Origin of the sequence: Azohydromonas sp. (assembly GCF_035325925.1) — a bacterium.
Lineage (GTDB): Bacteria > Pseudomonadota > Gammaproteobacteria > Burkholderiales > Burkholderiaceae_C > Calidifontimicrobium.
In genome coordinates, this window is record NZ_DAOKZA010000014.1 from 1 (window position 1) to 25,264 (window position 25,264).

Annotated in this window: 20 protein-coding genes; 1 reads left to right on the top strand and 19 read right to left on the bottom strand. The window is 74.2% G+C overall.

Annotation, left to right across the window (positions count from 1 at the left end; all coding sequences use genetic code 11):
- Nucleotides 1–46 precede the first annotated feature (46 nt).
- From PKC53_RS07195 to PKC53_RS07285, 19 genes are all read right to left on the bottom strand, one after another.
- Entirely contained in the window at nucleotides 47–1,813 is a 1,767-nt protein-coding gene (locus PKC53_RS07195; protein WP_324427691.1) for a branched-chain amino acid ABC transporter ATP-binding protein/permease, read from the bottom strand.
- Entirely contained in the window at nucleotides 1,810–2,862 is a 1,053-nt protein-coding gene (locus PKC53_RS07200) for a branched-chain amino acid ABC transporter permease (protein WP_324427692.1), read from the bottom strand. The genes PKC53_RS07195 and PKC53_RS07200 overlap by 4 nt, the downstream gene beginning before the upstream one ends.
- Before the next feature lie 55 nt (nucleotides 2,863–2,917).
- Entirely contained in the window at nucleotides 2,918–4,054 is a 1,137-nt protein-coding gene (locus tag PKC53_RS07205) for an ABC transporter substrate-binding protein (RefSeq protein WP_324427693.1), read from the bottom strand.
- 73 nt (nucleotides 4,055–4,127) lie between these two features.
- Nucleotides 4,128–5,354, bottom strand: a complete 1,227-nt coding sequence (locus PKC53_RS07210) for a CoA transferase (RefSeq protein ID WP_324427694.1) — start codon at nucleotides 5,352–5,354, stop codon at nucleotides 4,128–4,130.
- Nucleotides 5,355–5,364: 10 nt separating this feature from the next.
- Nucleotides 5,365–7,749, bottom strand: a complete 2,385-nt coding sequence (locus tag PKC53_RS07215) for a molybdopterin cofactor-binding domain-containing protein (RefSeq protein WP_324427695.1) — start codon at nucleotides 7,747–7,749, stop codon at nucleotides 5,365–5,367.
- Nucleotides 7,746–8,234 carry a (2Fe-2S)-binding protein gene (locus PKC53_RS07220; RefSeq protein ID WP_324427696.1) on the bottom strand — a complete coding sequence of 163 codons (489 nt, stop codon included), beginning with the start codon at nucleotides 8,232–8,234 and terminating at the stop codon, nucleotides 7,746–7,748. The genes PKC53_RS07215 and PKC53_RS07220 overlap by 4 nt, the downstream gene beginning before the upstream one ends.
- A complete protein-coding gene (locus PKC53_RS07225) occupies nucleotides 8,218–9,156 on the bottom strand; it encodes an FAD binding domain-containing protein (RefSeq protein WP_324427697.1) in 939 nt (312 codons plus the stop codon). Before PKC53_RS07225 ends, PKC53_RS07220 begins: the two co-directional genes overlap by 17 nt.
- Nucleotides 9,153–10,811 carry a methylmalonyl-CoA mutase family protein gene (locus tag PKC53_RS07230; RefSeq protein WP_324427698.1) on the bottom strand — a complete coding sequence of 553 codons (1,659 nt, stop codon included), beginning with the start codon at nucleotides 10,809–10,811 and terminating at the stop codon, nucleotides 9,153–9,155. The genes PKC53_RS07225 and PKC53_RS07230 overlap by 4 nt, the downstream gene beginning before the upstream one ends.
- Nucleotides 10,808–11,248 carry a cobalamin-dependent protein gene (locus PKC53_RS07235; RefSeq protein ID WP_324427699.1) on the bottom strand — a complete coding sequence of 147 codons (441 nt, stop codon included), beginning with the start codon at nucleotides 11,246–11,248 and terminating at the stop codon, nucleotides 10,808–10,810. Before PKC53_RS07235 ends, PKC53_RS07230 begins: the two co-directional genes overlap by 4 nt.
- Nucleotides 11,245–12,378, bottom strand: a complete 1,134-nt coding sequence (locus PKC53_RS07240; RefSeq protein WP_324427700.1) for an acyl-CoA dehydrogenase family protein — start codon at nucleotides 12,376–12,378, stop codon at nucleotides 11,245–11,247. The genes PKC53_RS07235 and PKC53_RS07240 overlap by 4 nt, the downstream gene beginning before the upstream one ends.
- A gap of 3 nt (nucleotides 12,379–12,381) precedes the next feature.
- Nucleotides 12,382–14,106 (bottom strand): hydantoinase B/oxoprolinase family protein, encoded by a 1,725-nt coding sequence (locus tag PKC53_RS07245; RefSeq protein ID WP_324427701.1) that lies wholly within the window; start codon nucleotides 14,104–14,106, stop codon nucleotides 12,382–12,384.
- Nucleotides 14,099–16,258 (bottom strand): hydantoinase/oxoprolinase family protein, encoded by a 2,160-nt coding sequence (locus PKC53_RS07250; RefSeq protein ID WP_324427702.1) that lies wholly within the window; start codon nucleotides 16,256–16,258, stop codon nucleotides 14,099–14,101. Before PKC53_RS07250 ends, PKC53_RS07245 begins: the two co-directional genes overlap by 8 nt.
- Nucleotides 16,255–17,841, bottom strand: a complete 1,587-nt coding sequence (locus tag PKC53_RS07255; RefSeq protein WP_324427703.1) for an AMP-binding protein — start codon at nucleotides 17,839–17,841, stop codon at nucleotides 16,255–16,257. Before PKC53_RS07255 ends, PKC53_RS07250 begins: the two co-directional genes overlap by 4 nt.
- Nucleotides 17,838–19,049, bottom strand: coding sequence for a thiolase family protein (locus PKC53_RS07260; protein WP_324427704.1), 1,212 nt, complete (start codon nucleotides 19,047–19,049; stop codon nucleotides 17,838–17,840). Before PKC53_RS07260 ends, PKC53_RS07255 begins: the two co-directional genes overlap by 4 nt.
- On the bottom strand, nucleotides 19,046–19,825 hold the full coding sequence (locus PKC53_RS07265; protein WP_324427705.1) for a GntR family transcriptional regulator: 780 nt from the start codon (nucleotides 19,823–19,825) through the stop codon (nucleotides 19,046–19,048). Before PKC53_RS07265 ends, PKC53_RS07260 begins: the two co-directional genes overlap by 4 nt.
- Before the next feature lie 374 nt (nucleotides 19,826–20,199).
- Nucleotides 20,200–20,514 carry a hypothetical protein gene (locus PKC53_RS07270; RefSeq protein ID WP_324427706.1) on the bottom strand — a complete coding sequence of 105 codons (315 nt, stop codon included), beginning with the start codon at nucleotides 20,512–20,514 and terminating at the stop codon, nucleotides 20,200–20,202.
- The gene (locus PKC53_RS07275) at nucleotides 20,511–20,849 is read right to left on the bottom strand and encodes a hypothetical protein (protein ID WP_324427707.1); all 339 of its coding nucleotides are present in this window, start codon (nucleotides 20,847–20,849) and stop codon (nucleotides 20,511–20,513) included. Before PKC53_RS07275 ends, PKC53_RS07270 begins: the two co-directional genes overlap by 4 nt.
- A 156-nt stretch (nucleotides 20,850–21,005) precedes the next feature.
- The gene (locus tag PKC53_RS07280; protein ID WP_324427708.1) at nucleotides 21,006–21,641 is read right to left on the bottom strand and encodes a response regulator transcription factor; all 636 of its coding nucleotides are present in this window, start codon (nucleotides 21,639–21,641) and stop codon (nucleotides 21,006–21,008) included.
- Nucleotides 21,638–23,998 (bottom strand): ATP-binding protein, encoded by a 2,361-nt coding sequence (locus PKC53_RS07285; protein WP_324427709.1) that lies wholly within the window; start codon nucleotides 23,996–23,998, stop codon nucleotides 21,638–21,640. Before PKC53_RS07285 ends, PKC53_RS07280 begins: the two co-directional genes overlap by 4 nt.
- A gap of 130 nt (nucleotides 23,999–24,128) precedes the next feature.
- On the opposite strand from PKC53_RS07285, the gene PKC53_RS07290 reads away from it, so the two are divergent.
- Nucleotides 24,129–25,232, top strand: a complete 1,104-nt coding sequence (locus PKC53_RS07290; RefSeq protein WP_324427710.1) for a helix-turn-helix transcriptional regulator — start codon at nucleotides 24,129–24,131, stop codon at nucleotides 25,230–25,232.
- The last annotated feature ends 32 nt before the right edge of the window (nucleotides 25,233–25,264 follow it).

Sequence of the window (25,264 nt, forward strand, 5' to 3'; positions counted from 1 at the left end):
CCCGCGGGAGGACGAGCGCCGCCTTCGGGCGGCCGGGCGGCGGCGCTCACTGCACCCCCCCGAGGTAGGCCTCGATCACCGCCGGGTCGCGCTGCACCTGCCGCGGCGTGCCCTCGCACAGCTTGCGGCCGGACTCCATCACGACCACGCGGTCGACCAGCCCCATCACGAAGTCCATGTCGTGCTCGACGAGCAGGATGCTCAACCCCTCGTCGCGCAGCTGGCGCAGCAGCGCCGCGAGCGCGCGCTTCTCGCCCAGCCGCAGCCCGGCGGCGGGTTCGTCGAGCAGCAGCAGCACCGGGTCGGCGGCCAGCGCGCGTGCGATCTCGACGACGCGCTGTTGCCCCAGCGGCAGGCTGCCGGCGGCGTCGTGCAGGTGCGCGCCCAGGCCCACGCGCTCGATCTGGCGCGCCGCCTCGGCGAGCAGCCGGCGCTCCTCGGCGCGGTCGGCGCGCAGCATCGCGCGCAGCGTGCCGCCGCGGCCGCGCAGGTACGCGCCGAGCGCGACGTTGTCGAGCACCGACATCGCCGACACCAGCCGCACGTGCTGGAAGCTGCGCGCCAGCCCCAGGCGCGCGATGCGGTGCGGCGGCAGCGCCTCGACGCGCCGGCCCTGCAGCCGCACCTGGCCGGCGCTGGCGGCGACGGTGCCGCTGACCAGGTTGAACACCGTGCTCTTGCCGGCGCCGTTCGGGCCGATCAGCCCGAGGATCTCGCCGCCGCGCAGTTCGAACGACACGCCGTCGACCGCCACCAGCCCGCCGAAGCGCTTGGCCAGCGACTGCACCTCGAGCAGCGGGGCGCCGGCTGCGGTGCGCTCGCGCCGCGCCAGCGGTTCGGCCGGCGCCGGCGGCGGCGCCGCGCTTGCCGGCAGCCAGCGCGCCAGCGCCGGCGTCAGTCCCAGCCGCGTGCGGTGCAGCAGCAGCACCATCAGCACGCCGAAGACGATGATCTCGTAGTTGCCGGTGGCGCCGAGCACCGCCGGCAGCGCCTCCTTCAGCCACTCCTTGAGCACCGTGAGGATCGCCGCGCCGACCACCGCACCCCAGACCTGCGCGGCGCCGCCGATCACCGCCATGAACAGGTAGTCGATGCCGGCGTTGACGCCGAACGCGTGCGGGCTGACGAAGCGCAGGAAGTGCGCGTGCAGCCAGCCGGCCACGCCGCCGAGCAGCGCCGCGTAGACGAACACCAGCAGCCTCAGCGACGCGACGTCGACGCCGAAACTCGACGCCATCGTGCCGCGGAAGCGCAGCGCGCGGATCGCGCGCCCGTTGCGCGAGTCCAGCAGGTTGCGCGCCGCCGCGAGCGCCGCCAGCAGCGTGCCCCAGATCAGCCAGCTCATGCGCGCGCCGGTGTCGGCGTGCCAGTCGGCCAGCGACACCGGCGGCAGGTTGTCGATGCCGCTGTGCGCACCCAGCCCCGGCAGGTAGGCGAACAGGTGGTAGATCGCGATGCCCCAGGCGATGGTGGCGATCGTCAGGTAGTGCCCCGACAGGCGCAGCGTCACCGCGCCGATCAGCAGCGCCGCGGCGGCCACCGCCACCAGGCTCGCCGCCAGCCCGAGCCACGGCGACAGCCCCGCGGCGGTGCTCAGCACCGCGGTGGTGTACGCCGCGATGCCGACGAAGGCCTGCTGCCCGAACGAGACGATGCCGGCGATGCCGGTCATCACCACCAGCCCGAGCGCGACCAGCGCGGCCAGCCCGATGTAGTTCAGCAGCGTGACGTGGAACGCCGGCAGCGCCAGCGGCGCGGCGACGAAGGCCGCCGCGCCCGCGGCCGCCAGCGCGGCGCGCCGCGCGCGCGTCATTCGTCCTCCTCCTCGTGCTCGACGGCGTGCGCGCGCGCCGCCAGCGAGCGCCACAGCAGCACCGGCAGGATGAACGTGAAGACGATGACTTCCTTGAGCTGGCTGGCCCAGAACGACGAGAACGCCTCGAGCAGGCCGACGCCGAGCGCGCCGAGCGCCGCCAGCGGGTAGCTCGCCATGCCGCCGAGGATCGCGCCGACGAAGCCCTTGAGCCCGATCATCAGCCCGGTGTCGTAGTAGACGGTGACGATCGGCGAGATCAGGATGCCCGACAGCGCGCCGATCGCCGCGGCGAGCGTGAACGCGGCGCGCCCGGCACGCGCCGGCGGGATGCCCACCAGCCGCGCGCCGACGCGGTTGACCGCGGTCGCGCGCAGCGCCTTGCCGCCGTAGCTGCGGCCGAAGTACAGCGCCAGCGCCGCCATGCTCGCCAGGCTGGCGCCGAGCACCCACAGGCTCTGGGCGCCGACGCTGACCGGCCCGAGCGCGAACGACGCGCCGGCGATCGCGCTGGTGCGCAGCCCCTCGGCGCCGAACATCACCAGCGCCAGACCCATCATCGCGTAGTGCACCGCCATCGAGACGATGAACAGCACCAGCACCGAGCCCTGCGCCAGCGGCTGGTACGCGAGCCGGTACAGCAGCGGGCCGAGCGGCACCACCAGCGCCGCGGTCAGCGCCATCTGCAGCGCCAGCCCCGGCGCACGCGGCGCGGCCCACGCGGCGACGCCGGCCACCGCGGCCGGCAGCACGAGGTACGCCAAGGCGATGCGCGGCAGCCGCGGCCACGCGCGCTCGCGCCACGCCGCGGCGGCCTCGACGGCGGCGACCGTCGCCCCGGCGCCGAGCAGCAGCCAGGCGGTGGCGGGCACGCGGCCGAGCTGCAGCGTGCCCAGCGTCAGCGCGGCGTAGACGACGAACTCGCCCTGCGGCACGAAGATCACGCGCGTGACCGCGAACACCAGCAGCAGCGCCAGCGCGAGCAGCGCGTAGATCGCGCCGCTGGTCGCGCCGTCCTGCGCCAGCCACAGCGCGATCTCCGTGTTCATGCCCGCCCCCGCGGCCGTTGGGTCGCGCCGCGGCGCGCCGGCGCGACCGCCCGCGTCACTTCGTCAGCCGCCACTTCCCGTCGGCCACGTGCACGAGCACGCGCGCGCGCTCGTCGAGCCCGTTGCGGTCGTCGGCGCTGAGGCTGTAGACGCCGTGCGTGCCGACCACGTTCTTCACGTTCTCGATCGCGTCGCGCAGCGCGGCGCGGAACTCGGGCGTGCCGGGCCTGGCCTTCTTCAGCGCCTGCGGCGCCGCGGCCTCGAGCAGCAGCACCGCGTCGTAGCTGTAGCCGGCGAAGGCGTTGCGGCTGCCGGCGCCGAACGCGGACTCGTAGCGCTGCACGAAGTCCAGCGACACCTTCTTCGTCGGGAAGTCCGCCGGCAGTTCCTCGGCGACGATGAGCGCGCCGGTGGGCGCGATCGCGCCCTCGGCCGCCGCCTTGCCGGTCTGGATGAACGGCAGGTTGACGGTGCCGTGGTTGTGGTAGATCGGCCCCTTGAAGCCGCGTTCGACGAGCGCGATCTGCGGCGTCGCCGCCGGCGAACCCGACCCGCCGACCACCACCGCGTCGGGCCGCGCGGCCATGATCTTCAGCACCTGGCCGGTGACGCTGGTGTCGGCGCGCGCGTAGCGCTCGTTGGTGACGACCTCGAAGCCGTGCGCGGGGGCGAGCTTGGTGATCGCGTTGTAGACCAGGTCGCCCCAGGTGTCGGAGAAGCCGATGAAGCCGATCTTCTTCAGGCCGCGCCGGCGGATGTCCTGCGCCACCGCGCTCATCATCAGCTCGGTGGGCTGCGGCACGATGAACACCCAGGGCTGGCGCTCGGCCGGCAGCGGGGGCAGCGGCGTCAGCGAGATCATCGGCGTCTTCGACTCGGCGGCGACCTGCGTGATCGCGACCCCCGAGGGCACGCCGTTGGAGCCCATCAGCACGTCGACCTTGTCTTCGGTGACGAACTTGCGCGCGTTCTTCGCCGCGTTGTCGGGCTTGGACTCGTCGTCGAGCACGATGTAGCGTACCGGCTCGCCGGCGATCGTCGCCGGCACCAGCTGGAACGCGTTCTTGTACGGGATGCCCAGCGACGCGCCGGGCCCGGTGGTGCCCAGCGTGACGCCGACGGTGATCTCGGCGTGCGCGGCGGCGGCCAGGGCCAAGCCGACCGCCAGCGTGGCGAGGCGTTGCGATGTCATGGTGTCGTCTCCTGTGTCGCTTCGTGGGTGGACCCCCGGGGCGGTCTCGGGCCGCCCTCGGGGCAAGGCGCGCCTAGGCGTGCGCGGGCGGCCCGGTGGCCGCGGCGACGACGCCGGCGGCCGCCAGCGCGTCGATCTCGGCGCCCGCCAGCCCCGCCTCGGCGAGCACGGCGCGCGTGTGCTCGCCGTAGCGCGGCGCCATCGGCAGCGCGGCGCGCGCGCCGGCGACGTCGACCGCCATCGGCTGCATGCGCACCTCGCGGCCGTCGGGCAGCGTGGTGCGCGTCAGCCGCGCCGCCAGCGCCGGCAGCTCGCGCACCTGGCGGATGTCGTAGATGCGCGTTGCCGGAATCGTCGCCGCGGCGAGCTCGGCGAGCAGTTCGTCGACCGACGCCTGCGCCGTCACCGCCGCCATGTCGCGGTGGATCGCCTCGCGCTCGGCGTGGCGACCCTCGTTGGTCAGCCGCACCGCGTTGGCCACCGGCGCGAAGCGCGGGATCGCGGTCAGCCGGCGCCACTGCACGTCGCTGCCGATCGCCAGGTAGACGTAGCCGTCGCGCGCCGGGTAGACGTTGGTCGGGATGAACTTGCGGTGCTCGTTGCCGGCGCGCGTGATCTCGTCGGGTCGGCAGCCGAAGTCCACCAGCGGCAGCACGGTGATCAGCCACGACGCCGCGGCCTGCAGCATCGACACGTGGATCGTCTGCCCGGCGCCGGTCTCGGCGCGCTCGACGAGCGCGCGCATCACGTTGGCGTACAGCTCGTCGCCGGCCTTCAGGTCGACGATCGGGATGCCCGCCAGCATCGGCGGGCCCTCGCGCTCGCCGGTGACCTCCATGTACCCGGCCATCGCCTGGATCACCGGGTCGTAACCGGGCGCGTTCGGGTGCTGCGGCCCCATCGCCGAGATGCCGGCCCAGATCAGCGCCGGGTGGCGCGCGCGCAGCGCCTCGGGCGCGATGCCCAGCGCGGCGTAGCGCGAAGGCACCGTGTTGCAGCAGAACACGTCGACGCCCAGCGCATCGATCAGCCGGTGCAGCAGCTCGTGCGCACGCGCGTCCTTCAGGTTCAGCGCGATCGCCTGCTTGCCGACGTTCGGCGCGACGAAGTAGCTGCGCCGGTCGTCCGCGGCGTCGCCGCCCAGGCGCGAGCCGATGTAGCGGTTCGGGTCGCCCGGCAGGCCGTCGGCGCCGGGCGTGGCCTCGATGCGGATCACGCGCCAGCCGAGCTGCGCGAAGCGCAGCGTCGCGTACGGCAGCGACAGCGCCTGCTCGAGCGACAGCACGGTGCGCGGCTTCATCGCGACGGGCTCAGGCCGCGGGCAGCGCGGGCACCGGGCGCACCGGCGGCAGCGCGCCGCGCAGCGCGCGGTACACGCGCTCGGGGGTGAACGGCAGGCTGGTGATGCGCACCCCGGTGGCGTTCTCGATCGCGTTCGCGGTGGCCGCGGCGATGCAGATCGACGGCGCCTCGCCGACGCCCTTGGCGCCGCGCGGGCCCTCGCCGTCCATCGTCTCGATGAACGCGATGTCCATCTCGGGGATCTCCGGCGCGGTGACCAGCTTGTAGTCGCGGAAGTTCGGGTTGCGCACCGCGCCGTGGTCGACGAGCAGGTTCTCGGTCAGCGCGTAGCCCTGGCCCATCACGATGCCGCCCTCGATCTGGCCCTCGATGCCCAGGCGGTTGAGCACGCGCCCGACATCGTGCGCGCCGGTCACCTTGAGCATGCGCACGACGCCGGTGGCGGTGTCGACCTCGACCTCGACGACCTGCGCCGCCCAGGCGTAGGCAGCCGAGACGTCGCCCTTGAAGCCCTTGTCCTGGTGCACGCTCGGCGGCTCGTAGTAGTGCGTGGTCATCACCAGCTCGGCGCGCTCGCTGAAGTGCAGGCTGCGCAGCAGGCGCGGCAGGTCGACCAGCTTCTCGCCGCCGGCACGGCGCACGACGTGGCCGCCGGCCAGCTCGAGGTCGTCGGCGCGGCAGTCGAATCGCGGCGCCGCGGCGGCGAGGATCTTCGCCTTGGCCTTGCGCGCCGCACCGATCGCCGAGTTGCCGGCGATGAAGGTGGTGCGGCTGGCGTGCACGCCGACGTCCCACGGCGTGATGTCGGTGTCGTTGTTGACCACCGTCACCGCGGCGATCGGCAGCCCCAGTTCCTCGCACACCAGCTGCGCGAGCACGGTCTCCGAGCCCTGGCCGATCTCGCTGGCGCCGGTGATCAGCGTGACGTGGCCGAAGTCGTCGAGCTTGAGGATGGTGCCGCAGCCGTCGGACGGGTAAATCTTCGCGCCGCCGCCGACGTGCAGCATCGCCGCGATGCCGATGCCGCGCTTGAGCGTGCCCGGCTCGTGGCGTTGCGCGGCGTAGGCGCGGCGCTTGGCGACGTAGTCGCTGCGTTCGGCGGCGCTTTGCAGGCAGTCGCGAAAGCCGCAGCTGCGAAACACCATGCCCTGGCCGCTGACCTCGCCGGGCTCCTGCGCGTTCTTCAGCCGCAACGCGAGCGGGTCCATGCCGATCGCGTCGGCGAGCCGGTCCATGTGCTGCTCGACGGCGAACGTCGCCTGCAGGTTGCCGTAACCGCGGAACGACCCGGCGTACGGGTTGTTGGTGTAGACGGCGAGCGTGTGGTAGTCGCAGTGCGGCACGCGGTACAGCGACGAAAAGGTCTGCATCATCACGAACGGCGTCGTCGCGCCCCACGACGTGTACGCGCCGTTGTCGTGGATCGTGCGCACGCTGCGGAAGGTCAGCGTGCCGTCCTTGGTGCAGCCCGAGCGCAGCGTCAGGCGCACCGGCTGGCGCGTCGGCGACGCGACGAACTCCTCCTCGCGCGAGTAGACGAGCTTGACGGGCCGGCCGGTGGCGCGCGCGAGGAACACCGCGATGACCTCGAACGGGTAGATGTCGAGCTTCGAGCCGAAGCCGCCGCCGATCGGCGGCTGCACGATGCGCACGCGCGCCGGGTCGATGCCCAGGTACTCGGCGAACTCGCGCTTGTGCAGGAACGGCACCTGCGTGTTCGAGATCAGCTGCAGGTTGCCCTTGGCGTCGAACTCGGCGATCACGCCCGAGGTGCCCATGCAGCAGTGCGTCACGTAGTGCAGCTCGAAGCTGTCCTCGACGACGACGTCGGACTCGGCCTCGCCGCGCACGACGTCGCCGTGCGCGTAGTCGAAGCGCATCGCGACGTTGTCGGCCTTGCCCGCCAGCCCCACCGGTGCGCCGGGCCTGGCGCCTTCGATCGGCGGGTGGATCAGCGGCGCACCGGGGGCGAGCGCGTCCTGCGCGTCGCCGAGCACCGGCAGGTCGTCGTACTCGACGTCGATCAGCGCCAGCGCGGCACGCGCGATCACCTCGGTGTCGGCGGCCACCGCGGCGATCTCGTCGCGCACGCTGCGCACGCGGTCGGCCTTCAGTGGCAGGTGGTCCTTGGCGACGCCGATCGGCCGCTGGTCGGGCACGTCGGCGGCGGTGAGCACCGCGTGCACGCCCGGCAGCGCCTTCGCGCGCGAGGTGTCGATGCGCACGATGCGTGCATGCACCCGCGCGCTGCGCAGGATCGCGCCGTGCAGCTGCCCCGGCACGTCGATGTCGTGCAGGTAGCGCGTCTTGCCGGCGGCCTTCTCGGGCGCGTCGAGCTTGGTGATGCGCTGGCCGATCAGCGAGCCGGCGGCCGGCGTGGCGACGTCGTTCACGGGGTGCCCTCCCTGGCCAGCGCGGCGCCGGCGTCGACGACCGCATCGACGATCTTCTGGTAGCCGGTGCAGCGACACAGGTTGCCCTCGATCGCGCGCTTGGCCGCCGCGGCGTCGGGCGCGGCGTCGCGCTCGAGCAGCTCGACGGCCTGCATCACCATGCCCGGCGTGCAGAAGCCGCACTGCACCGCGCCGTGCTCGACGAAGGCGCGCTGCAGCGCGCGGGCGCGCGCATCGGCGGCCACGCCCTCGATCGTCACCAGCTCGCGGCCGTCGCAGTCGACCGCGAACATCAGGCACGACGCGACGGACCTGCCGTCGACGCGGACCGTGCACGCGCCGCACTCGCCCTCGCCGCAGCCGTGTTTGGTGCCGGTCAGGCCGCACACCTCGCGCAGCAGTTCGAGCGCGCTCATGTCCACCGGCACGCGTTCGCGCCGCGGCACGCCGTTGAGCGTGAAGCCGATTTCAACGTCGAGCGACATCGTCGATCATCCTTTGCGTGAGGTTGCGCACCAGCTCGCGGCGGTACCAGCCGCTGGCGCGCACGTCGTCGATCGGCGACGCCGCGTCGGCGGCGGCCTGCGCGGCGGCGGCGGCGAGCGCGGCGTCGGGCACGCGGCCCTCGAGCAGCGACTCGGCGGCGCGGGCGCGCAGCGGCACCGGCGCGACCGCGCCCAGCGCCAGGCGCACGCCGTGCAGCGCGCCGCGGCCGTCGCGGCGCGCCGCCAGCGCCAGCGAGATCGTCGAGATGTCCAGCGCCGGACGCGTGCCGGCCTTCTCGAAGCGCACCACCTGGCCGGCCGGCGCCAGCGGCACGCGCACCGCGGTCAGCAGCTCGTGCGGCGCGCGGCGCGTGCGCCCCGGGCCGTCGAAGAAGGCGTCGAGCCGCATGCGGCGCGTGCGCACCTCGCCGTCGTCGTCGAGCGCGGCGAGTTCGACCTCGGCGTCGAGCGCGAGCAGCGGCGTCGCGGTGTCGGACGCCGGCGAGGCGTTGCACAGGTTGCCGCCCAGCGTCGCGGCGTTGCGCACCTGCGCGCTGGCGAAGCGGTCGGCGGCGACGGCCAGCAGCGGCGCGTGCGCGCGCACCAGGGGGTGCTCGAGCAGCGTGGTGATCGTCACCAGCGTGCCGAGCAGCAGCGCGTCGCCGTCGACCGCGACGCGGTCCAGCCCCTCGACGCGGCGGATGTTGAGCAGCGTCGGACGCGGCGGCACGCGGCGCGCGTGGCTCTGCGGCATCAGGTCGGTGCCGCCGGCGAGCACGGTCGCACCGCCGGGGTGCGCCAGCGCGCCGAGCGCGGCGGCGAGCCCGGTGGGTGCCAGGTAGCGCTGCACGCCGCTCAGGGGGCCACCCTGCGCAGCGCCCGCCGCGAGGGCCATCGCCCGGGAGACGGCCGGCGCGCTCATGCGACCACCTCGGCGCGCGCGCGCGCCAGCTCGGCCAGGTCGGGCTCGTCGAAGCGCACCGGCTCGACGTAGCGCCCGAACACGCCGACCAGCCGCTCGGTGATCTCGCCGACGCTCGCGTAGGCCTGCACCGCGTCGACGATCGCCGGCATCAGGTTGCGTGCGCCGCGTGCGTCGGCCTCGATGCGCGCCAGCGCGCGCGCCACCGCGGCGGCGTCGCGTTCGGCGCGCACGCGCTGCAGCGCCGCGACCTGCGCCGCCGCGGCCGCCTCGTCGTAGGGGTGCATCTCGACGTCGCGTTCGCTCTCGCCCTCGGTGCGGTAGCGGTTGACGCCGACCTTCGGGAACTCGCCCGACTCGATCGCGCGGCGCAGCCGGTACGCCTGCGCCGACACGCGCGCCTGGATCACGCCCTGCTCGATCAGCTCGACGATGCCGCCGGCGGCGTCGGTCTCGGCGACGATGCGCTGCATCTCGTCGCGCATCCGGTTGGTCAGCGTCTCGACGTAGTACGAGCCGCCGAGCGGGTCGACGGTGTCGGCCAGCCCGATCTCCTCGACGAGCAGCTGCATCGTGCGCAGCGAGATGCGCTGCGCGTACTCGCTGGGGATCGTGTAGGCCTCGTCGTAGCAGCACAGGGCCATCGTCTGCGCCCCCGACAGCGCGCCGACCAGCGCGTAGTACGCGCCGCGCACGATGTTCAGCTCGGGCTGCTCGGCGGTCAGCCCGCTGCCGCCGCCGCCGGCGATCATGCGCAGCCACATCGACGACGGCTTCTTCGCGTCGTACTGCTCGCGCACGATCTTCGCCCACAGCCCGCGGCCGGCGCGGAACTTGGCGACCTGCTCGAACAGGTTGCCGTAGATGTTGAAGTTGTACGACAGCCGGTCGGCGAAGTCGTCGATCGGCACGCCGCGGCGGACCACCTCGTCGGCGTAGGCGCGCGCGATGCAGAACGCCCACGCCATCTCCTGCGTCGGCGTCGCGCCCGACTCGCGGATGTGGTAGCCGCACACCGACACCGGGCTGTACTTCGGCGCGTGCTCGGCGCAGTACTCGATGGTGTCGCCGACCAGGCGGATCGAGGGCTCGACCGGGAAGATCCAGGTGCCGCGGCCGACGAACTCCTTGAGGATGTCGTTCTGCGCCGTGCCGCGCAGCGTCTTCAGGTCGAAGCCGCGCTTGGCGGCCATCGCCAGGTACATCGCGATGAGGATCGCCGCCGAGCCGTTGACCGTCAGCGACACGGTGATGCGGTCGAGGTCGATGCCGTCGAACGCGATCTCGAAGTCGCGCAGCGTGTCGACCGCCATGCCGACGCGGCCGACCTCGCCCGCGGCGCGCGCGTCGTCGGAGTCGAGCCCGCACTGCGTGGCCAGGTCGAACGCGACGTTCAGCCCGGTCTGGCCGTTGGCGATCAGGTACTTGAAGCGGCGGTTGGTGTCGGCGGCGTTGCCGAAGCCGGTGTACTGCCGCATCGTGAACGGCTGCTTGCGGTACATCAGCCGGTGGATGCCGCGCGTGAACGGGTACTCGCCGGGGCGCCCGAGCATCGCGAGCCCGCCGCTGGCGTCGACGTCGTCGGCGGTGTACAGCGGCTGGATCGGCAGGCCCGACTCGTTGACCACCGGGCGGATCGTCACTTCGTTCTTCATCGCGCGGCCTCCTCGGCGGCGGGTCGGGCGGCGCGGCGCGGCGCGTGCGCGCGCACGAAGTCGCAGGTGGCGTCGAGCGCGCTGCCCACCGGGAACACGCCGACGAAGCCGAGCGCGCGCAGCGCGTCGTGGTCGGCCGCGGGGATGTTGCCGCCGATGATCCACAAGCGGTCGGCGAGCCCGGCGGCGTCGAGCAGCGGCTCGAGCCGGCGGCAGAAGTCCAGGTGCGCGCCGGCCATGCTCGACAGCGCGATGACGTCGGCGTCGTGCGCCAGCGCCGCGTCGCGCACCTGCTCGGGCGTCTGTCGCAGCCCGGTGTAGCGCACGTCGAAACCGGCGTCGATCATCGCTCGCGCGACGACCTTGGCGCCCTGGTCGTGTCCGTCGAGCCCGGGCTTGGCGAGCACGACCCGAATCTTGCGGCCAACCGCGTTCATGCACACAACTCCTTCGCGACGATCAGCTTGAGGATCTCGCTCGTGCCGCCGCCGATCAGCGTGAAGCGCACGTCGCGCAGGTGGCGCTGCACCGGGTACTCCATCGCGTAGCCGTAGCTGGCCAGCACGCGCGCGGCCTGGTCGCAGACCATCGCCGCGGTCTCGCTGGCGTGCAGCTTGGCCATCGCGGCCTGCTGGTGGTGCGGCCGGCCGGCGGCGTGCAGCCAGGCCGCGTGGCGCACCAGCAGCACCGCCGACTCGAGCGCGGTGGCCATCTCGGCGAGCTTGAGCTGGATCGCCTGGAAGCGGTCGATCGGCTTGCCGAACTGCACGCGCTCGCCGGCGTAGCGCACCGCGTCGGCCAGCGCGGCGCGCGCGATGCCGACGGCCATCGCGCCGGTGATCACGCGGATCTCGGCGAGCAGCTTGCGAAGGTGCGACTCGCCGTCGCCCTCTTCCTTCGACAGGCGGTGGCTGTCGGGCACGAAGCAGGCGTCGAAGCCGACCTCCGAGGTCGGCAGCGCCCACACGCCCATCTTGCGGATCTCGCGCCCGACGGCGAAGCCCTCGAACCCGCGCTCGACGAGGAAGATCGTCAGCTTGCGCTCGGGACCGGCCTTGGCGAACACGGTGAAGAAGTCGGCCACCGGCGCCGAGGTGATCCAGGTCTTGCGCCCGTCGAGCAGGTAGCCGCCGTCGACCCGGCGCGCCGTCGTCGCGATGCCGCCGAGGTCCGAGCCGGCACCGGGCTCGGTCATGCAGATCGCGCCGATCTTCTCGCCGCGCAGCGCCGGCACCAGCAGCCGCGCGACGATGTCGGCGTTGCCGAGCATCTGCAGGAACTTGGTGCCCATCAGCGACTGCATCGCCGCTGCGCCGGCCAGCGACATCGAGCCGCGCGCGACCTCCTCGAGCGCGAGCGCGAACTCGGGCAGCCCCAGCCCCGACCCGCCGACCTCGGCCGGGTAGCGCAGCCCGAACAGGCCGAGCCCGCCGAGTGCGGCGAACAGCTCGCGCGGAAAGGCGTGAGCCTCGTCGATCGCCGCGGCCTGCGGCGCGACGCGCTCGTCGACGAATCGCGCGAACGCGTCGCGGATCGCGCGCTGGGTGTCGTCGAGGTCGAAGTCCATCGCTCAGACGCCGTGCGCCGACAGTTCGGCCTCGGTCATGCCGTAGTCGCGCACCGCCGCCTCGCGGCTGATCACGCCGTTGCGCACCTCGTCGGCGAGCACGCGGCGGTCGCGAAGCTTCGGGTCGCCCCAGCCGCCGCCGCCGTTGGCCACCTGGTGGTACACGGTGCCGCGCGGCACGCCGGTGATCAGGTCCTTGTTCCTCGGCACCACCACGCGCCCGTCGGGGTAGGTCAGGCGGATGAAGTTCAGCCCCGCGCCGTGACCGCCGGCCAGCCCGAACGCGCCCTCGAAGTCGCCGTCGCCGAAGGTCACGAGCTGCGTGTCGTCGCTGCCGATCTCGAAGATCGTCTCCACCCCGAGCCCGCCGCGCCACTGGCCGGCACCGCCGGAGTCGGCGAGCAGCTCGTGGCAGATCAGCCGGTGGGGGGTCTGCTGCTCGAACATCTCGTAGTCCTGGTCGAGCACGCCGCCGCTGGCGTCGATCATGCCGATGTGGTCGTAGCCGTCGCAGCCGTGCAGCGCGCCCGACCCGCCCTTCAGCCCCATGAAGCCGATGTCGACGTACTTCTCGCCCTTGCCCGGGTCGATGCCGGTGGTCAGCGCCGCGAGCAGGTTGTTCCAGCCGGCGGTCACGCGCTCGGGCAGCACCGCGCTGAGCGCGCGCTGGATCGCGTCGGCGTTCGGCGGGCACAGGTGGTTGCCGAACGTCGTCGCCTTCGGGTAGGCGGCGTTGAGGATCGTGCCCTCGGGGATCACGATCTCGATCGGCTCGACCATGCCCTCGTTGTGCGGGATGTCGGGGTTGACCATCTGCAGCAGCGTCAGGATCGTCGCCGACGCGCTCGAGGTGAAGGTGCCGTTGACGAAGCCGTTCGTCTGCGGGTCGGTGCGCGAGTAGTCGAAGCGCACCGACCGGTCGTGCACCTCGATGTCGACGCGGATCGTGAACTTGCTGCCCTCGTGGCGGCCGTCGTAGTAGACGTAGCCCTCGCCGCTGTAGCGCCCGTTGGGGATCTTCGCGATCTCGGCCTGCATCATGCGCCGCGTCGCGTCGAACAGCGCCTGCTTGTGCGCGCGGTAGCTGGCCGCGCCGTACTTGCCGATCAGCTCGGCCAGGCGCCGCGCGCCGACCTCGCAGGCACCCATCTCGGCTTTCATGTCGTGCTGCACGATGTCCAGCCGGACGTTGGCGAAGATCAGGTTCCACACGTCGCGCCTCAGCACGCCGCGGTCGACCACCTTCACCGCCGGGATGCGCAGCGCCTCCTGCCAGACCTCGACGGCGTTCGGGTTGTAGCCGCCGGCCACCGCGCCGCCGATGTCGGCCTGGTGGCCCTTGACCGCGGTCCAGCCGACGAGCTCGCCGTCGAAGAACACCGGGCGGAACACCGCGACGTCGTTGTTCTGGTTGCCCAGCGTGAACACGTCGTTGTGGAAGAACACGTCGCCGTCGTGGATGTCGCCGTCGAAGGTGCGGCGGATGTGCTTGCACACCGGCGCCAGCGAGAACGCCAGGATCGGCAGGTTCTCGGTCTGCTCGAGCATGCGGCCCTCGGCGTCGTACAGCCCGGTGACGTAGTCCTTGGCCTCGCACAGGATCGGGCTGCGCGTGGTGCGCTGCATCGAGATGCTCATCTCGTCGGTGATCGCCTTGAAGCTGCGCGCGTACACCGACAGCAGGATCGGGTCGATCGCCGCGTCGCGGTCGCGTCCGGGTTCATGCATGTTCGACCTCCCGCGCGTGCAGCGCCGTGTCCACCAGGTCGCCGCGCCCCTTGGCGTAGAGCACGAACGACCCGAGCGCGTCGACGACGCCGTCGTAGCCGTCGCTGACGAACACCGCGGTGGTGCGCTGCTCGATCAGCGCCGGCCCGGCGACGCGGTGCCCGCAGCGCAGCCGGTGGCCGTCGTACACCGGCACGTCGGCAAAGGCGTCGCGCTCGGGCACGTAGACGCTGCGCCGCCCCTTCAGCGCCGCCGACGCGTCGGCGTCGCCGGGCGCGTCTCGGTGCAGCGCCGGGCGCTCGACGCCGCCGATGGCCTGCAGTCGCAGGTTGACGATCTCCACCGGGCTGCCCTCGGCCTCGAGCGTGTAGCCGAACAGCCGCCGGTGCTCGTCGTGGAACGCGCGCGCGATGGCCGCCGCGTCGCGCCGCTGCACCGCGTCCAGCGGCACCGCCACCGAGACCTCGTGGTACTGCTTGACGTAGCGGCAGTCCAGCCGCAGCTCGCGCCGGCGGCGCGCCGGCGGCACGCGTTCGTCGTCGAGCAGGCGCTCGCCCTCGGCGACCATCTCGCCGATGCGCGTGGCCAGCGCGGCCCAGTCGAGTGCGTCGACCCGCGCGACGAAGGTGCGCACGAAGTCGTGCCGCAGCTCGCCCATCAGCATGCCGAAGGCGCACAGCACCGAGGCCTCGCGCGGCACGACGAGCAGCGGGATGCCCAGCTCGGTGCAGATCGCGCAGCCGTGGATCGGGCCGGCACCGCCGCCGGGGATCAGCGGGAACTCGCGCGGGTCGAAGCCGCGCTTGATCGTCACCTCGCGCACGCCCTGCGCCATGTTGTTGCACGCGACGCGGTACATGCCGGCCGCGGCCTGCTCGACCGTCAGCCCCATCGGGCGCGCGAGGTGCGTGTCGATCGCGCGCCGCGCCGCGGCCACGTCGAGCGCGATGCTGCCGCCGGCGAAGTAGTCCGGGTCCAGGTAGCCGAGCACCAGGTTGGCGTCGGTGGTCGTCGGCAGTTCGCCGCCGCGGCCGTAACACGCCGGGCCGGGGTCGGCGCCGGCGCTGTGCGGGCCCATGCGCAGCAGCCCGCCGTCGTCGAGCCACCCGATCGAGCCGCCGCCGGCGCCGATGGTGTGGATGTCGAGCATCGGCAGCGCGATGCGCCGGCGCGCGATCTCGCCGTCGTTCTTCACCAGCGGCGCGCCGACCGCCAGCGAGGCCTCGAAGCTGGTGCCGCCCATGTCGGTGGTGATGACGCGGTCGCGGCCGAGCGCGCCGACGCAGTACAGCCCGGCGCCGGGACCGCCCGACGGGCCCGACAGCAGCGTCAGCGCCGCCTTGTCGCGCGCCGCCGCCGGCGTGATCACGCCGCCGTTGGACTGCATGATCAGCAGCAGCCCGTCGAAGCCGACGCCGGCCAGCCTCGCGACCAGCGCGTCGAGGTAGTGCCCGAGCTTTGGCCCGACGTAGGCGTTGAGCACCGTGGTGCTGACGCGGTCGTAGAAGCGGATCGCCGGCAGCACCTCGGTGGACACCGACAGGTAGACGTCGGGCCACTCGGCGCGCACCAGCGCGGCGGCGGCCTGCTCGTGCGCCGCGTTGGCGAACGCGTTCATGAAGCACACCGCGAGCGCCTCGACGCCTTCGTCGCGCCAGCGGCGCAGCTGCGCGCGCACCGCGTCGAGGTCCAGCGGCTCGACCTCGCGGCCGTCGCGGTCGATGCGCCCGGGCACGCCGACGCGCCGCACGCGCGGCACCAGCGCGGCGACGTTGGTGAAGCGGTTGTCGTACTGCGCCTCGCGCACGCCGCGGCGCATCTCGAGCGCGTCGCGCACGCCCAGCGTGGTCAGCAGCGCGGTCTTCGCGCCGGTCGAGGTCAGCGTCGCGTTGGTGGTGACGGTGGTGCCGTGCACGATGGTGTCGATGCCGCGCACGAAGTCGCGCACCGACTGCGGCGGGTCTGTCGCCGCAGCGATCTGCGCCAGCCCCTCGACCACCGCGATCGACGGGTCGTGCGGGGTCGACAGGGTCTTGTGGATGCGCGGGCGCTCGCCGTCGCGTGCGATGACGAAGTCGGTGAACGTGCCGCCGACGTCGATGCCCAGCTTGATGCCGCGACCGCGCGGCCTCGGTGACGCGGCGATGTTCACGCGATCCCCTCCTTGGCGCTCGGCGACGCCGTGGCGTCGGCCGCTTCGGCGGCGAACAAGCGCCGCAGTTCGTCCTTGCGCACCTTGCCCAGCGCGGTGCGCGGCAGCGCGTCGACGAAACGCAGCCGCTTCGGGTGCTTGAAGCGCGCCAGCCGCCCGGCGAAGCGCGCGAGCAGCCGCTCGGCCGAGGGCTCGACGCCGGCGCGCGCGACCACCGCGGCGGCCACGACCTCGCCCCAGCGCGCATCGGCCACGCCGACCACCGCGGCGTCGGCGACGTCGGGGTCATCGAGCAGCACCGCCTCGACCTCGGCCGGGCTGACGTTCTCGCCGCCGCAGATGATCATGTCCTTGAGCCGCCCGTCGATGTGCAGCAGGCCGTGTTCGTCGAAGTGGCCGCTGTCGCCCGAGTGGAACCAGCCTTCGGCGTCGATCGCGCGCGCACTGCCCTCGGGGTCGCGCCAGTAGCCGAGCATCAGCGTGCGTGCGCGCACCCACACCTCGCCGCTGGCGCCGGCGGCGGCGTCGCGCCCGTCGGCGTCGACGACGCGCAACTCGACCCCGGCGGCCGGCGCGCCGGCCGCGCCGGCGTGGCGCACCGCCTGCTCGGGGCGCAGGCACGCGGCGATCGGCGCGGTCTCGGTCGCCCCCCAGACCTGGATCAGCGGCACGCCGCGCGCGTGCACCGCGTCGATCAGCCGCCGCGGCACCAGCGTCGAGCCGGTGCTGATCGCGCGCAGGCTCGACAGGTCGGCGTCGCGCCAGCGCGGGTGCGCGAGCATCGCGTCGAGCTGCGCCGGCACCAGCACGGTCAGCGTGATGCGCTCGGACTCGATCGCGTCGAACACCGCGTCGGCGTCGAAGCGCGGGTGCAGCGTGACGCTGGCGCCGGCGCGCAGCGCGGGCGTCGTGAGGATGTTCAGCCCGCCGACGTGGAACAGCGGCAGCGTGGTCAGCACGCGATCGTCGGCGCCGAGGCCGTGCATCGCGTCGCTGGCGTCGGCGTTGGCGGCGAGCGCGTCGGCGCTGAGCAGCACGCCCTTGGCGCGGCCGGTCGACCCCGACGTGTAGCACAGCAGCAGCGGCGCGGCAGCGTCGGCCCCCCCGCCCGGCTCGCCGCCCTGCCCGGCGCCGACCGCGCCGCCCCGCCCGGCCGCGAGCAGCGTCTCCCAGCGCGACCACCCCGGCGGCGCGTCGCCGCCGATCGTGGCGCAGCGCGTGTGCGGCGGCGCGACCGCGTGTGCCGCGCTCGCCGCGGCGAAGTCGGCGTCGGCGACGAACAGCACGGGTGCCGCCTCGTGCAGCATCGCGCGGTGCTCGGGCGGCGCGAGGCGCCAGTTCAGCGGCATGAGGATCGCGCCCAGCCGCGCGCAGGCGAACAGCGCGACCAGCATGTCGCCGCGGTTCAGCCCCAGCCACGCCAGCACGTCGCCGCGCCCGACGCCGGCGCGCGCGAGCGCCGCCGCGGCGTCGTCGACGCGCCGCGCGAGGTCGGCATACGTCAGCGCCTGGCCGTCGCAGCGCAGCGCCGTGCTCCCGGGCCGCAGCCGCGCCTGCGTGGCGATCCACTGCGCGACGCTCACCGCGCGTCCCCCACCTCGAGCACCACCGCCATCGCGGTGTCGCCGGCCGCGCAGCCGGTGAACAGGCCGCGCCCGCCGCCGCGCAGCGCGAGCGCCTCGATCAGTTCGATGACCGCGCGCGTGCCCATCGGCGCCTGCGGATGGCCCCACACCAGCGAGCAGCCGTACGGGTTCATCGCGCGCCAGTCGACGCCGGTGGCACGAGCGAAGTACAGGTCGTTGACGGCGAACGGGTTGTGCGTCTTCACGACGTCGACCTGCGCGATGCCGATGCCGGCCTGCGCCAGCGCGCGCTGCGCCGCCGGCACCGTCGCCTCGGGCATGTGCGCCAGCTCGGCGCGCGCCTGGCCGAAGCCGAGCAGGCGCACCGCGACCTTCGGGTCGCTGGCCAGCTCGCGTGCGCGCTCGCGCGTCGCGACGACGATCGCCGCGCTGCCGTCGGCCGGGTGCGTCTGGGCGCCGTAGGTCACCGTGCCGCCGGGCTGCACCGGCTTGAGCGCGGCCAGCCCCTCGGGGGTCGAGCGGCTGACGCCCTCGTCGCCGTCGAGCGTCGCGGCGGTCTTGCGGTAGCCGGGCGCGGGCACCTCGAACGGCAGCGTCATGAAGCGCCTGAGGAACGCGCTGCCGTCGGCGAGCGCGTCGGCGTACTGCGCCTCGCGGCGCAGCACGAGGTCGTGCTGCTCGGCGGTGCCGATGCCGTGCCGCGCGGCGACGTTCTCGGCGGTGGCCAGCATCGCGTGCGGGCCCAGCGGGTCGCAGCCGAAGTTGTCGAGCACCCAGTCCTCGCAGGCGCCGGTGCCGCCGGGGCCGCGCGGGTTCGGGTAGTACAGGTGCGGGCCGTTGCTGGTGCGGTCGCAGGTGACGACCAGCGCCGCGGTGGCCATGCCGCACTGCAGCTCCTGCGCCGCGGCGAGCAGCGTGCGCACGCCGGTGGCGCAGGCCTGCATCAGCGTCGGCCCGCCCAGGCGCGGCGCGCCGATCAGCCCGGCCAGCCACGGCAGCCCGTAGAACGAGTGCTTCTGCGGCACCGAGAAGCCGAGCACGCCGTGGTCGAAGGCCTGCGCCGGGTCGATGCCGCGGTGCGCCAGCTCGCGGCGCGCGACGTGCGCGGCGAACTCGATGCTGTGCAGTGCGGCGAAGCTGCCCTGCCAGCGCGCGAACGGCGTGCTCCAGTAGGCGCCGTACGGGATCTCGGCGAGCGCGCTCATCGCGTCCTCCTTGGAGCGCGGCGGCGCGCCACGCCGTCGCCGTGGGTGACCCCACCGCCGTCGCTCGGTGTTTGCGTACCGCCGCCGGGCAGCGTCTGCGCGTCGCCGTCGGCCAGGCCGGTGGCGCTGAGGAACGCGCGCCGCGCCTGCGTCAGGTGTTCGTGCGCGGCGGCCGCCGCGGCGTCGCCGTCGCCGGCGGCCAGCGCCGCGGTGATGCGCGTGAGCCCGCGCAGCACGATGGTGCGCACGGCGGCGTCGCCGAGCGTGATCGCGCGGATGTGCTGCATGTGGTCGGCGTACAGCTCGATCGCACGCACCAGCCGGCGGTTCGGCACCAGCGCCAGCCAGGCGCTGCGGAACGCGACGTTGGCCTCGCGGAACGCCTCGCTGTCGCCGGCGCGGTGCGCGGCACGCGCGCGCCCCAGCGCGGCCTCGACGTCGGCGCGCCGCGCCCGGGTGGTGGTGATCGGCGCGATGCCCCGCAGCGCGGCGGGCTCGAGCAGGAAGCGCAGCTCGTAGATGTCGTCGATGTCGCGCCGCGTCAGCGCCGGCACCGTGTAGCTGCGGCGGTCGACCGACAGCAACCCCTCGCTGGCCAGCCGCGCCATCGCCTCGCGCACCGGCGTGCGCGACACGCCGAGCTGCGTGGCCAGCGGCACTTCCTGCAGCGGCACGCCGACGTCGATCGCGCCGCGGCGCAGCTGCGCGCGCAGCGCCTCGTAGACCTGGTCACCCAGCCCCGGTGCACGTTCGACCGGCTTGATCGGCTGCTTCACGACGGCCCTCGCGGTGCGGCATCGCCGAAGGGCGACGCGTCGTGAATACTGTATACATAAGACACGACGGCGCGTCAGCGGATCGGACCGGAGCCGGGTGCGCCCGCGTTGCGGCAGATCAAACTTCCGGTGCGCTGCGCGGCGCGCGACGACGCGGCGTCGACGCACCCTGGGCGCAACCCTGGGCGCGCACCTGCCCGCCGTCAAGCGCTGCAGCGCGCCGGCCTGCACGTCGGCGCGTTCGATCGTTCGCGGCGCGAGGCGGGCCTGGCCGCCCCGTGCGCGTCGAGCCGGGCATGGCCGGCGGGGACCCTGCCGCTGCGCTGGCGGTGCCCCCGGGGCGGGCGCCGACAGCGCTGCGGGGGCGGTTCAGATCACTCGTCGTACGCCGCCACCGCCAGCGGTGCCGGGTTCGGCGCCACCTCGACCTCCCGCCAGTCGATGCGGTACGCCGCGCTGAAGCCGGTGTCGGCCGAAGGCAGCGGCGACCGCGCCGCGTCGACGCCCGGCGGCGGTGACGGCGGCGCGACCCCGTACGGCGACGGCGCCAGCACCGGGACCAGCGCGATCGCGGCAAACACCGCCACCCCCGCGAGCAGCAGCGCCGTGCGCCAAGCCGCGCCGCCGGCGACGCGCCGGCGCCCGACGTGAGGCGGCGTGCGGCGCCGCGGTGATCGTGTGGCGCTCATGACGACCCTGCCTTCGCGGCGGTGCGCAGGCCGTCGCGCAGCAGCGCGGCGCGCCAGGTCGCGCGTTGCGTCGGCGTCGCGCCGAAGTCGCGCCCGTACAGCTGCGGCCCGTGGCGCTGCATCAGCAGCGCGATGCGCGCGGCCTCGCCGTCGCCGGCGTCGGCGAGCGCACCGACGACCCGGTAGGCCTCGTCCCAGTGGCCGCGCTCGTAGGCGTCCATCGCGGCGTGCATCGTCGTCGGCGTGGTGGTCTGCGCGATGCCCGCGGTGCACGCCATCGCGGCGAGCAGCGCGAGCAGATGGCCGGCGTGCCGGCTGCGGGGTGCGTGGATCATGGTCGTTCCTCCATGTCGGTGACCATGCGCACGACTCTAGGCAGCGCGCGTCGCCGGCTCATCCCCTCGCGAGGGGAGGGGCGGCTCTGCCCGGCGGCTTAGACGAAGGGCGTAGACCGACGGCGCCGGCGGCAGGCATGCACGACCGCCGGCCGGTCAGCCGCGTGCACCGACGTCGAGCTCGAGCGAGCGCACGATCGCCTCGCTGCGGTTGCGCGCGCGCAGCACGCGCAGGATCGCCGCCACGTGCACCTTCACCGTGCCCTCGCTCAACCCGAGCGCGCCGGCGATCGCCTTGTTCGGCAGCCCGCGCTGCAGCAGCGCGAGCACCTCGCGCTGGCGGGCGGTCAGCGCCTGCAGCGCCGCGGCGTCGCCACCGGCGTGCCCGCCGGGCACGACACTGTGCCAGCCGACAAGATGCGCGCCGGCGCCGTCGCCCGACAGCACCGCGCGCACCACGTCGCCGATCACGTCGCTCGACTCGCGCTTGCCGATGAAACCCGCGGCACCGGCGGCGCGCGCGGCGCGCACCGTGCCCGCGTCGTCCTGCGCCGACACCACCCACACCGGCGTGCCCGGCCAGCGTTCGACGATGCGCCGCACCCCCTGCACACCGTCCATGCCGGGCATGTTCAGGTCGACCAGCACCAGCGCGGGGGCCTCGCCGCCGAGCGCCAGCAGGCCGGGCAGGTCGGCCGCGGTGTCGACGGCGCCGACCTGCGGCAGCGCCGCGACCATGCTGCGCAGCGCGTCGCGCAGCAGCGGATGGTCGTCGGCGACCAGCACCCTCACGGCGCCACCCCGGCGGTCACCGTCGACGCAACGGCACCCGCAGGCGCGCCGACGCCGATCTCGCCGGCGCGACGCCGCACCACGACACCGAGCCAGGTGCGCAGCGTCGGCGCCGCCACCGGCTTGGACCACCAGTCGAAGCCGCTGGCGTGCAGCGCGGCGAGCTGCGGCGGCGCGGTGTCGCCGGTCAGCAGCACCGCCGGCGTCGCGGTGCCGAACTCGGCGCGCAACACGGCGATCGCCTGGTCGCCGGTGTCACCGTCGACCAGGCGGTAGTCGGCGACGATTGCCGACACCGGCGGGCGGCCCAGCGCGCGCCACTGCGCCAGCACGCCACCGGCGTGCGCGGCGCCGAGCACGACGCAGGCCCACTGCGCGAGCAGCGCGCCCAGCGCGTCGCGCACCTGGGCGTCGTCCTCGACCACCGCGACCACCAGCCCGGCGGGCAGGTCGTCGTCGGCCGCCGCCGACGCCGCCACCGGGGGTTCGTCGGTGGCCGGCACGCGCAACGACAGGCAGGTGCCGCGTCCGGTCACCGAGCGCAACTGCAGCGGCGCGCCGAGGATCGCGCACAGCCGGCGCACGATCGACAGCCCCAGCCCGAGCCCGCGTTGCCGGTCGCGCTGCACGTTGGCCACCTGGTAGAACTCGTCGAACACGCGCGCCTGCTCGGCGCGCGCGATGCCGCAGCCGGTGTCGCGCACCTCGACCAGCCAGTGCGGCGCGCCGCCGCTTCGCAGGCGCCAGCTCAGCAGCACGCCGCCGCGCTCGGTGTACTTCAGCGCGTTGTCCAGCAGGTTGCGCACGACGCGCTCGAGCAGCGCGGCGTCGGTGCGGGCGTAGGGCGTCGCGCGCGCGACGCCGGCGTGCACCGCCAGCCGCAGGCCCTTGGCGGCGGCCGGCGCGGCGAACTCGTCGGCCAGGCGGTGCAGCAGCTCGAACAGGTCGACCGGCCGCGGCTGCGGACGCACCAGCCCGGCGTCCATGCGCGAGATGTCGAGCAGCGCATCGAGCATCGCGCCCAGCGCGGCGAGCGCGGCGCCCATGCGCTGCACGAGCAGCCGCTGCGGCACGGCCAACGCCTCACCGCGCAGCGTGCCGAGGTACAGGTCGAGCGCCTGGATCGGCTGGCGCAGGTCGTGGCTGGCCGCGGCGAGGAAACGCGACTTGGCCTCGTCGGCCGCCAGCGCGCGGTCGCGCGCGGCTCGCATGTCGTCGAGCGCGACGCGCAGCTCGGCGCTCTTGGCCGCGACGCGCTGCTCGAGGTGCGCATTGACCTGCTCGAGCTCGCGCGCGGTGCGCACGTAGCGGTCGATCAGGATCCACGCGACGAGCACGATGAACAGCGCGCCCGAGTACGGCGTCAGGTACACCGGGTTGTTGTCGGTGAAGGCCCGCGCCGTCAGCCAGTCGCGTGCGGCGAACGCCAGCGACACCGCGCCGGTCGACGCCAGCAGCACGCTGTCGGCGTTGCGCCGGCGCCAGGCGTCGGCGACCACCGCCCACACCGCGACCGCCACCGCCGCGATCAGCGCCAGCCGCCAGTAGGCGGCGGCGTCGAACAGCACGCCGAAGGCGTCGGCGGCATACAGCAGCGGTGGCGCCGCGAGCACCGCCAGCCACAGCGTGCGGTCGAAGCGCGGCCAGCGTCGCTGCGCGAAGCGCAGGCAGAAGACGACCAGCATCGCGACGAAGCCGCTGTACAGCACGTGCCACCAGATGCTGTAGTGGGCGCCGGTCAGCAGCGGCGCCGGCAGCAGCGTCCAGCCGGTGTGCAGCGCCCAGCCCAGCGCACCGACGCCGAAGTAGCCGTACAAGGGGTCGCGCCCGTGCCGCACCCACAGCAGCAGCACGCACAGCGCCAGGCAGGCCATCACGGTCGCGACGAAGGCCGGACCGATGACCACGCCCAGCAGCCGCCGTTCGTGCATCTGCCGCAGCGCCTCCTCGTCGCCGACCCACACCGCCGACACGCTGACCGTGCCCGGCCCCGCGGCGACGATCTCGATGTCGTTGTGCCCGGTCTGCACGAACTCCGACGGCAGCGGGATCACGCGCAGCCGACGCACGCTGCGCGGCAGAGGCTGCGCGGCGTCGGCCAGGCGGTCGTCGACGACGTGGCCGTTGACCGCGATGCGCGCGTGCGCGACCAGCCCGGGCAGGTACAGCGCCAGGTCGCGCAGCGGCGGCGCCAGCGAAGCCCGCAGGCGGTACGTCACCGGCGCCGCCGGCGCCGCGGCGACCCGGTCGGGCAGGCGCACCACGTCGGCCTGCCCGTCGACGCTCACGCGGATGGCGGCGTCGACGGCCTGCGGGCCCGGCGCGGCGCCCCACGCCGCCGCGGCGCCGAAGGCCACGGCAGCGACGACGCGTGCGACCCACGAGCCCACCCTGCCCACGATGGCGCGATTGCGCCACGGTCGCCAGCGCGGCGCATCCTCTTCCTAGGGGGCGACACAGGGGGTGTCGCGGCGCTAGCGTCGCGACATGTCGAAGCGCGCGGCCGAACTTGCCCGCCTGCGCGCGCTCGGCGCGATGGGGCTCGCCGCCGAGACCGTCGTGCCGGCGCTGCTCGAGGCACTGCACGCCATCGTGCCGTCGTCGCGCAACCGCTTCGGCTGGGCCGACGCCCGCGGGCGGATGTCGAGGCTGTACGTCGAGGGCCCGATCGACCACCGCATCGCCGCGCACTACTTCGCCGAGTACCACGAGCGCCGCGAGGCCGACACGCTGCCGACCTTCTCCGACACCGTGCTCGGCCGCGCCGCCGGCCGCGTCGACGAGCGATGCCGTCCGGCGTTCTACCGCAGTGCGCTGTACCACGAGGTGTGGCGCCCGCACGGGCTGCACACGCGCATCGAGGCGGTGGTGCGCGGCGCGCGCGGCCAGCCGCTCGGCGCGCTGGCGCTTTACCGCGGCGCCGGCGACCCGCCGTTCACCGCCGACGACGAGTGGCTGCTGGCGCAGGCCGCGCAGTACGCGACGCGCCCGCTGGAGGCGGCCTGCCCGGTGCCGCGCGCGGCCGAGTACGTGTCGCGGCGCGACCGGCGCGCCCAGCTCGGCCTGGACGCGCAGGGCGAACTGCTGCACCTGTCGCCCGACGCGCTGAAGCTGCTGATGCTGTCGCACGGCGGCATGACGCCGGCGGCGATGGCGCGCGCACCGCGGCGCGAGGACTTCCCGACCCTGTCGATGCTGTGGCAGCACCACCAGCGCGCGCACGCGCTGAGCGACGACCCGCTGACGGTGACCGTCGAGAATGCGTGGGGGCGCTTCGTCTTCGACACCGCGGTGCTGGCGCCGATGCACCCCGCGCAGGCACCCGTGATCCACGTGGGCATCCAGCAGCAGGAGCCGCTCGCCCTGGCGCTGCGGCGCACCATCGACGCGCTACCGCTGTCGTCGGCGCAGCGCGAGGTCTGCGCGCTGCTCCACTCGGGCCTGTCGCAGGCCGAGATCGCGCGCACGCTGTCGGTGGCGCCGTCGACCGTCGCCGACCATGTGAAGAAAATCTACGGACGGCTCGACGTGCACTCGGTGCACGAGCTCGGCGAGCGCATCCGCCAGCTCACGGCCAGGCAGCTCGCGTGAAGCCCCCTCCCCCCCCCCGGACGCGCCATCGC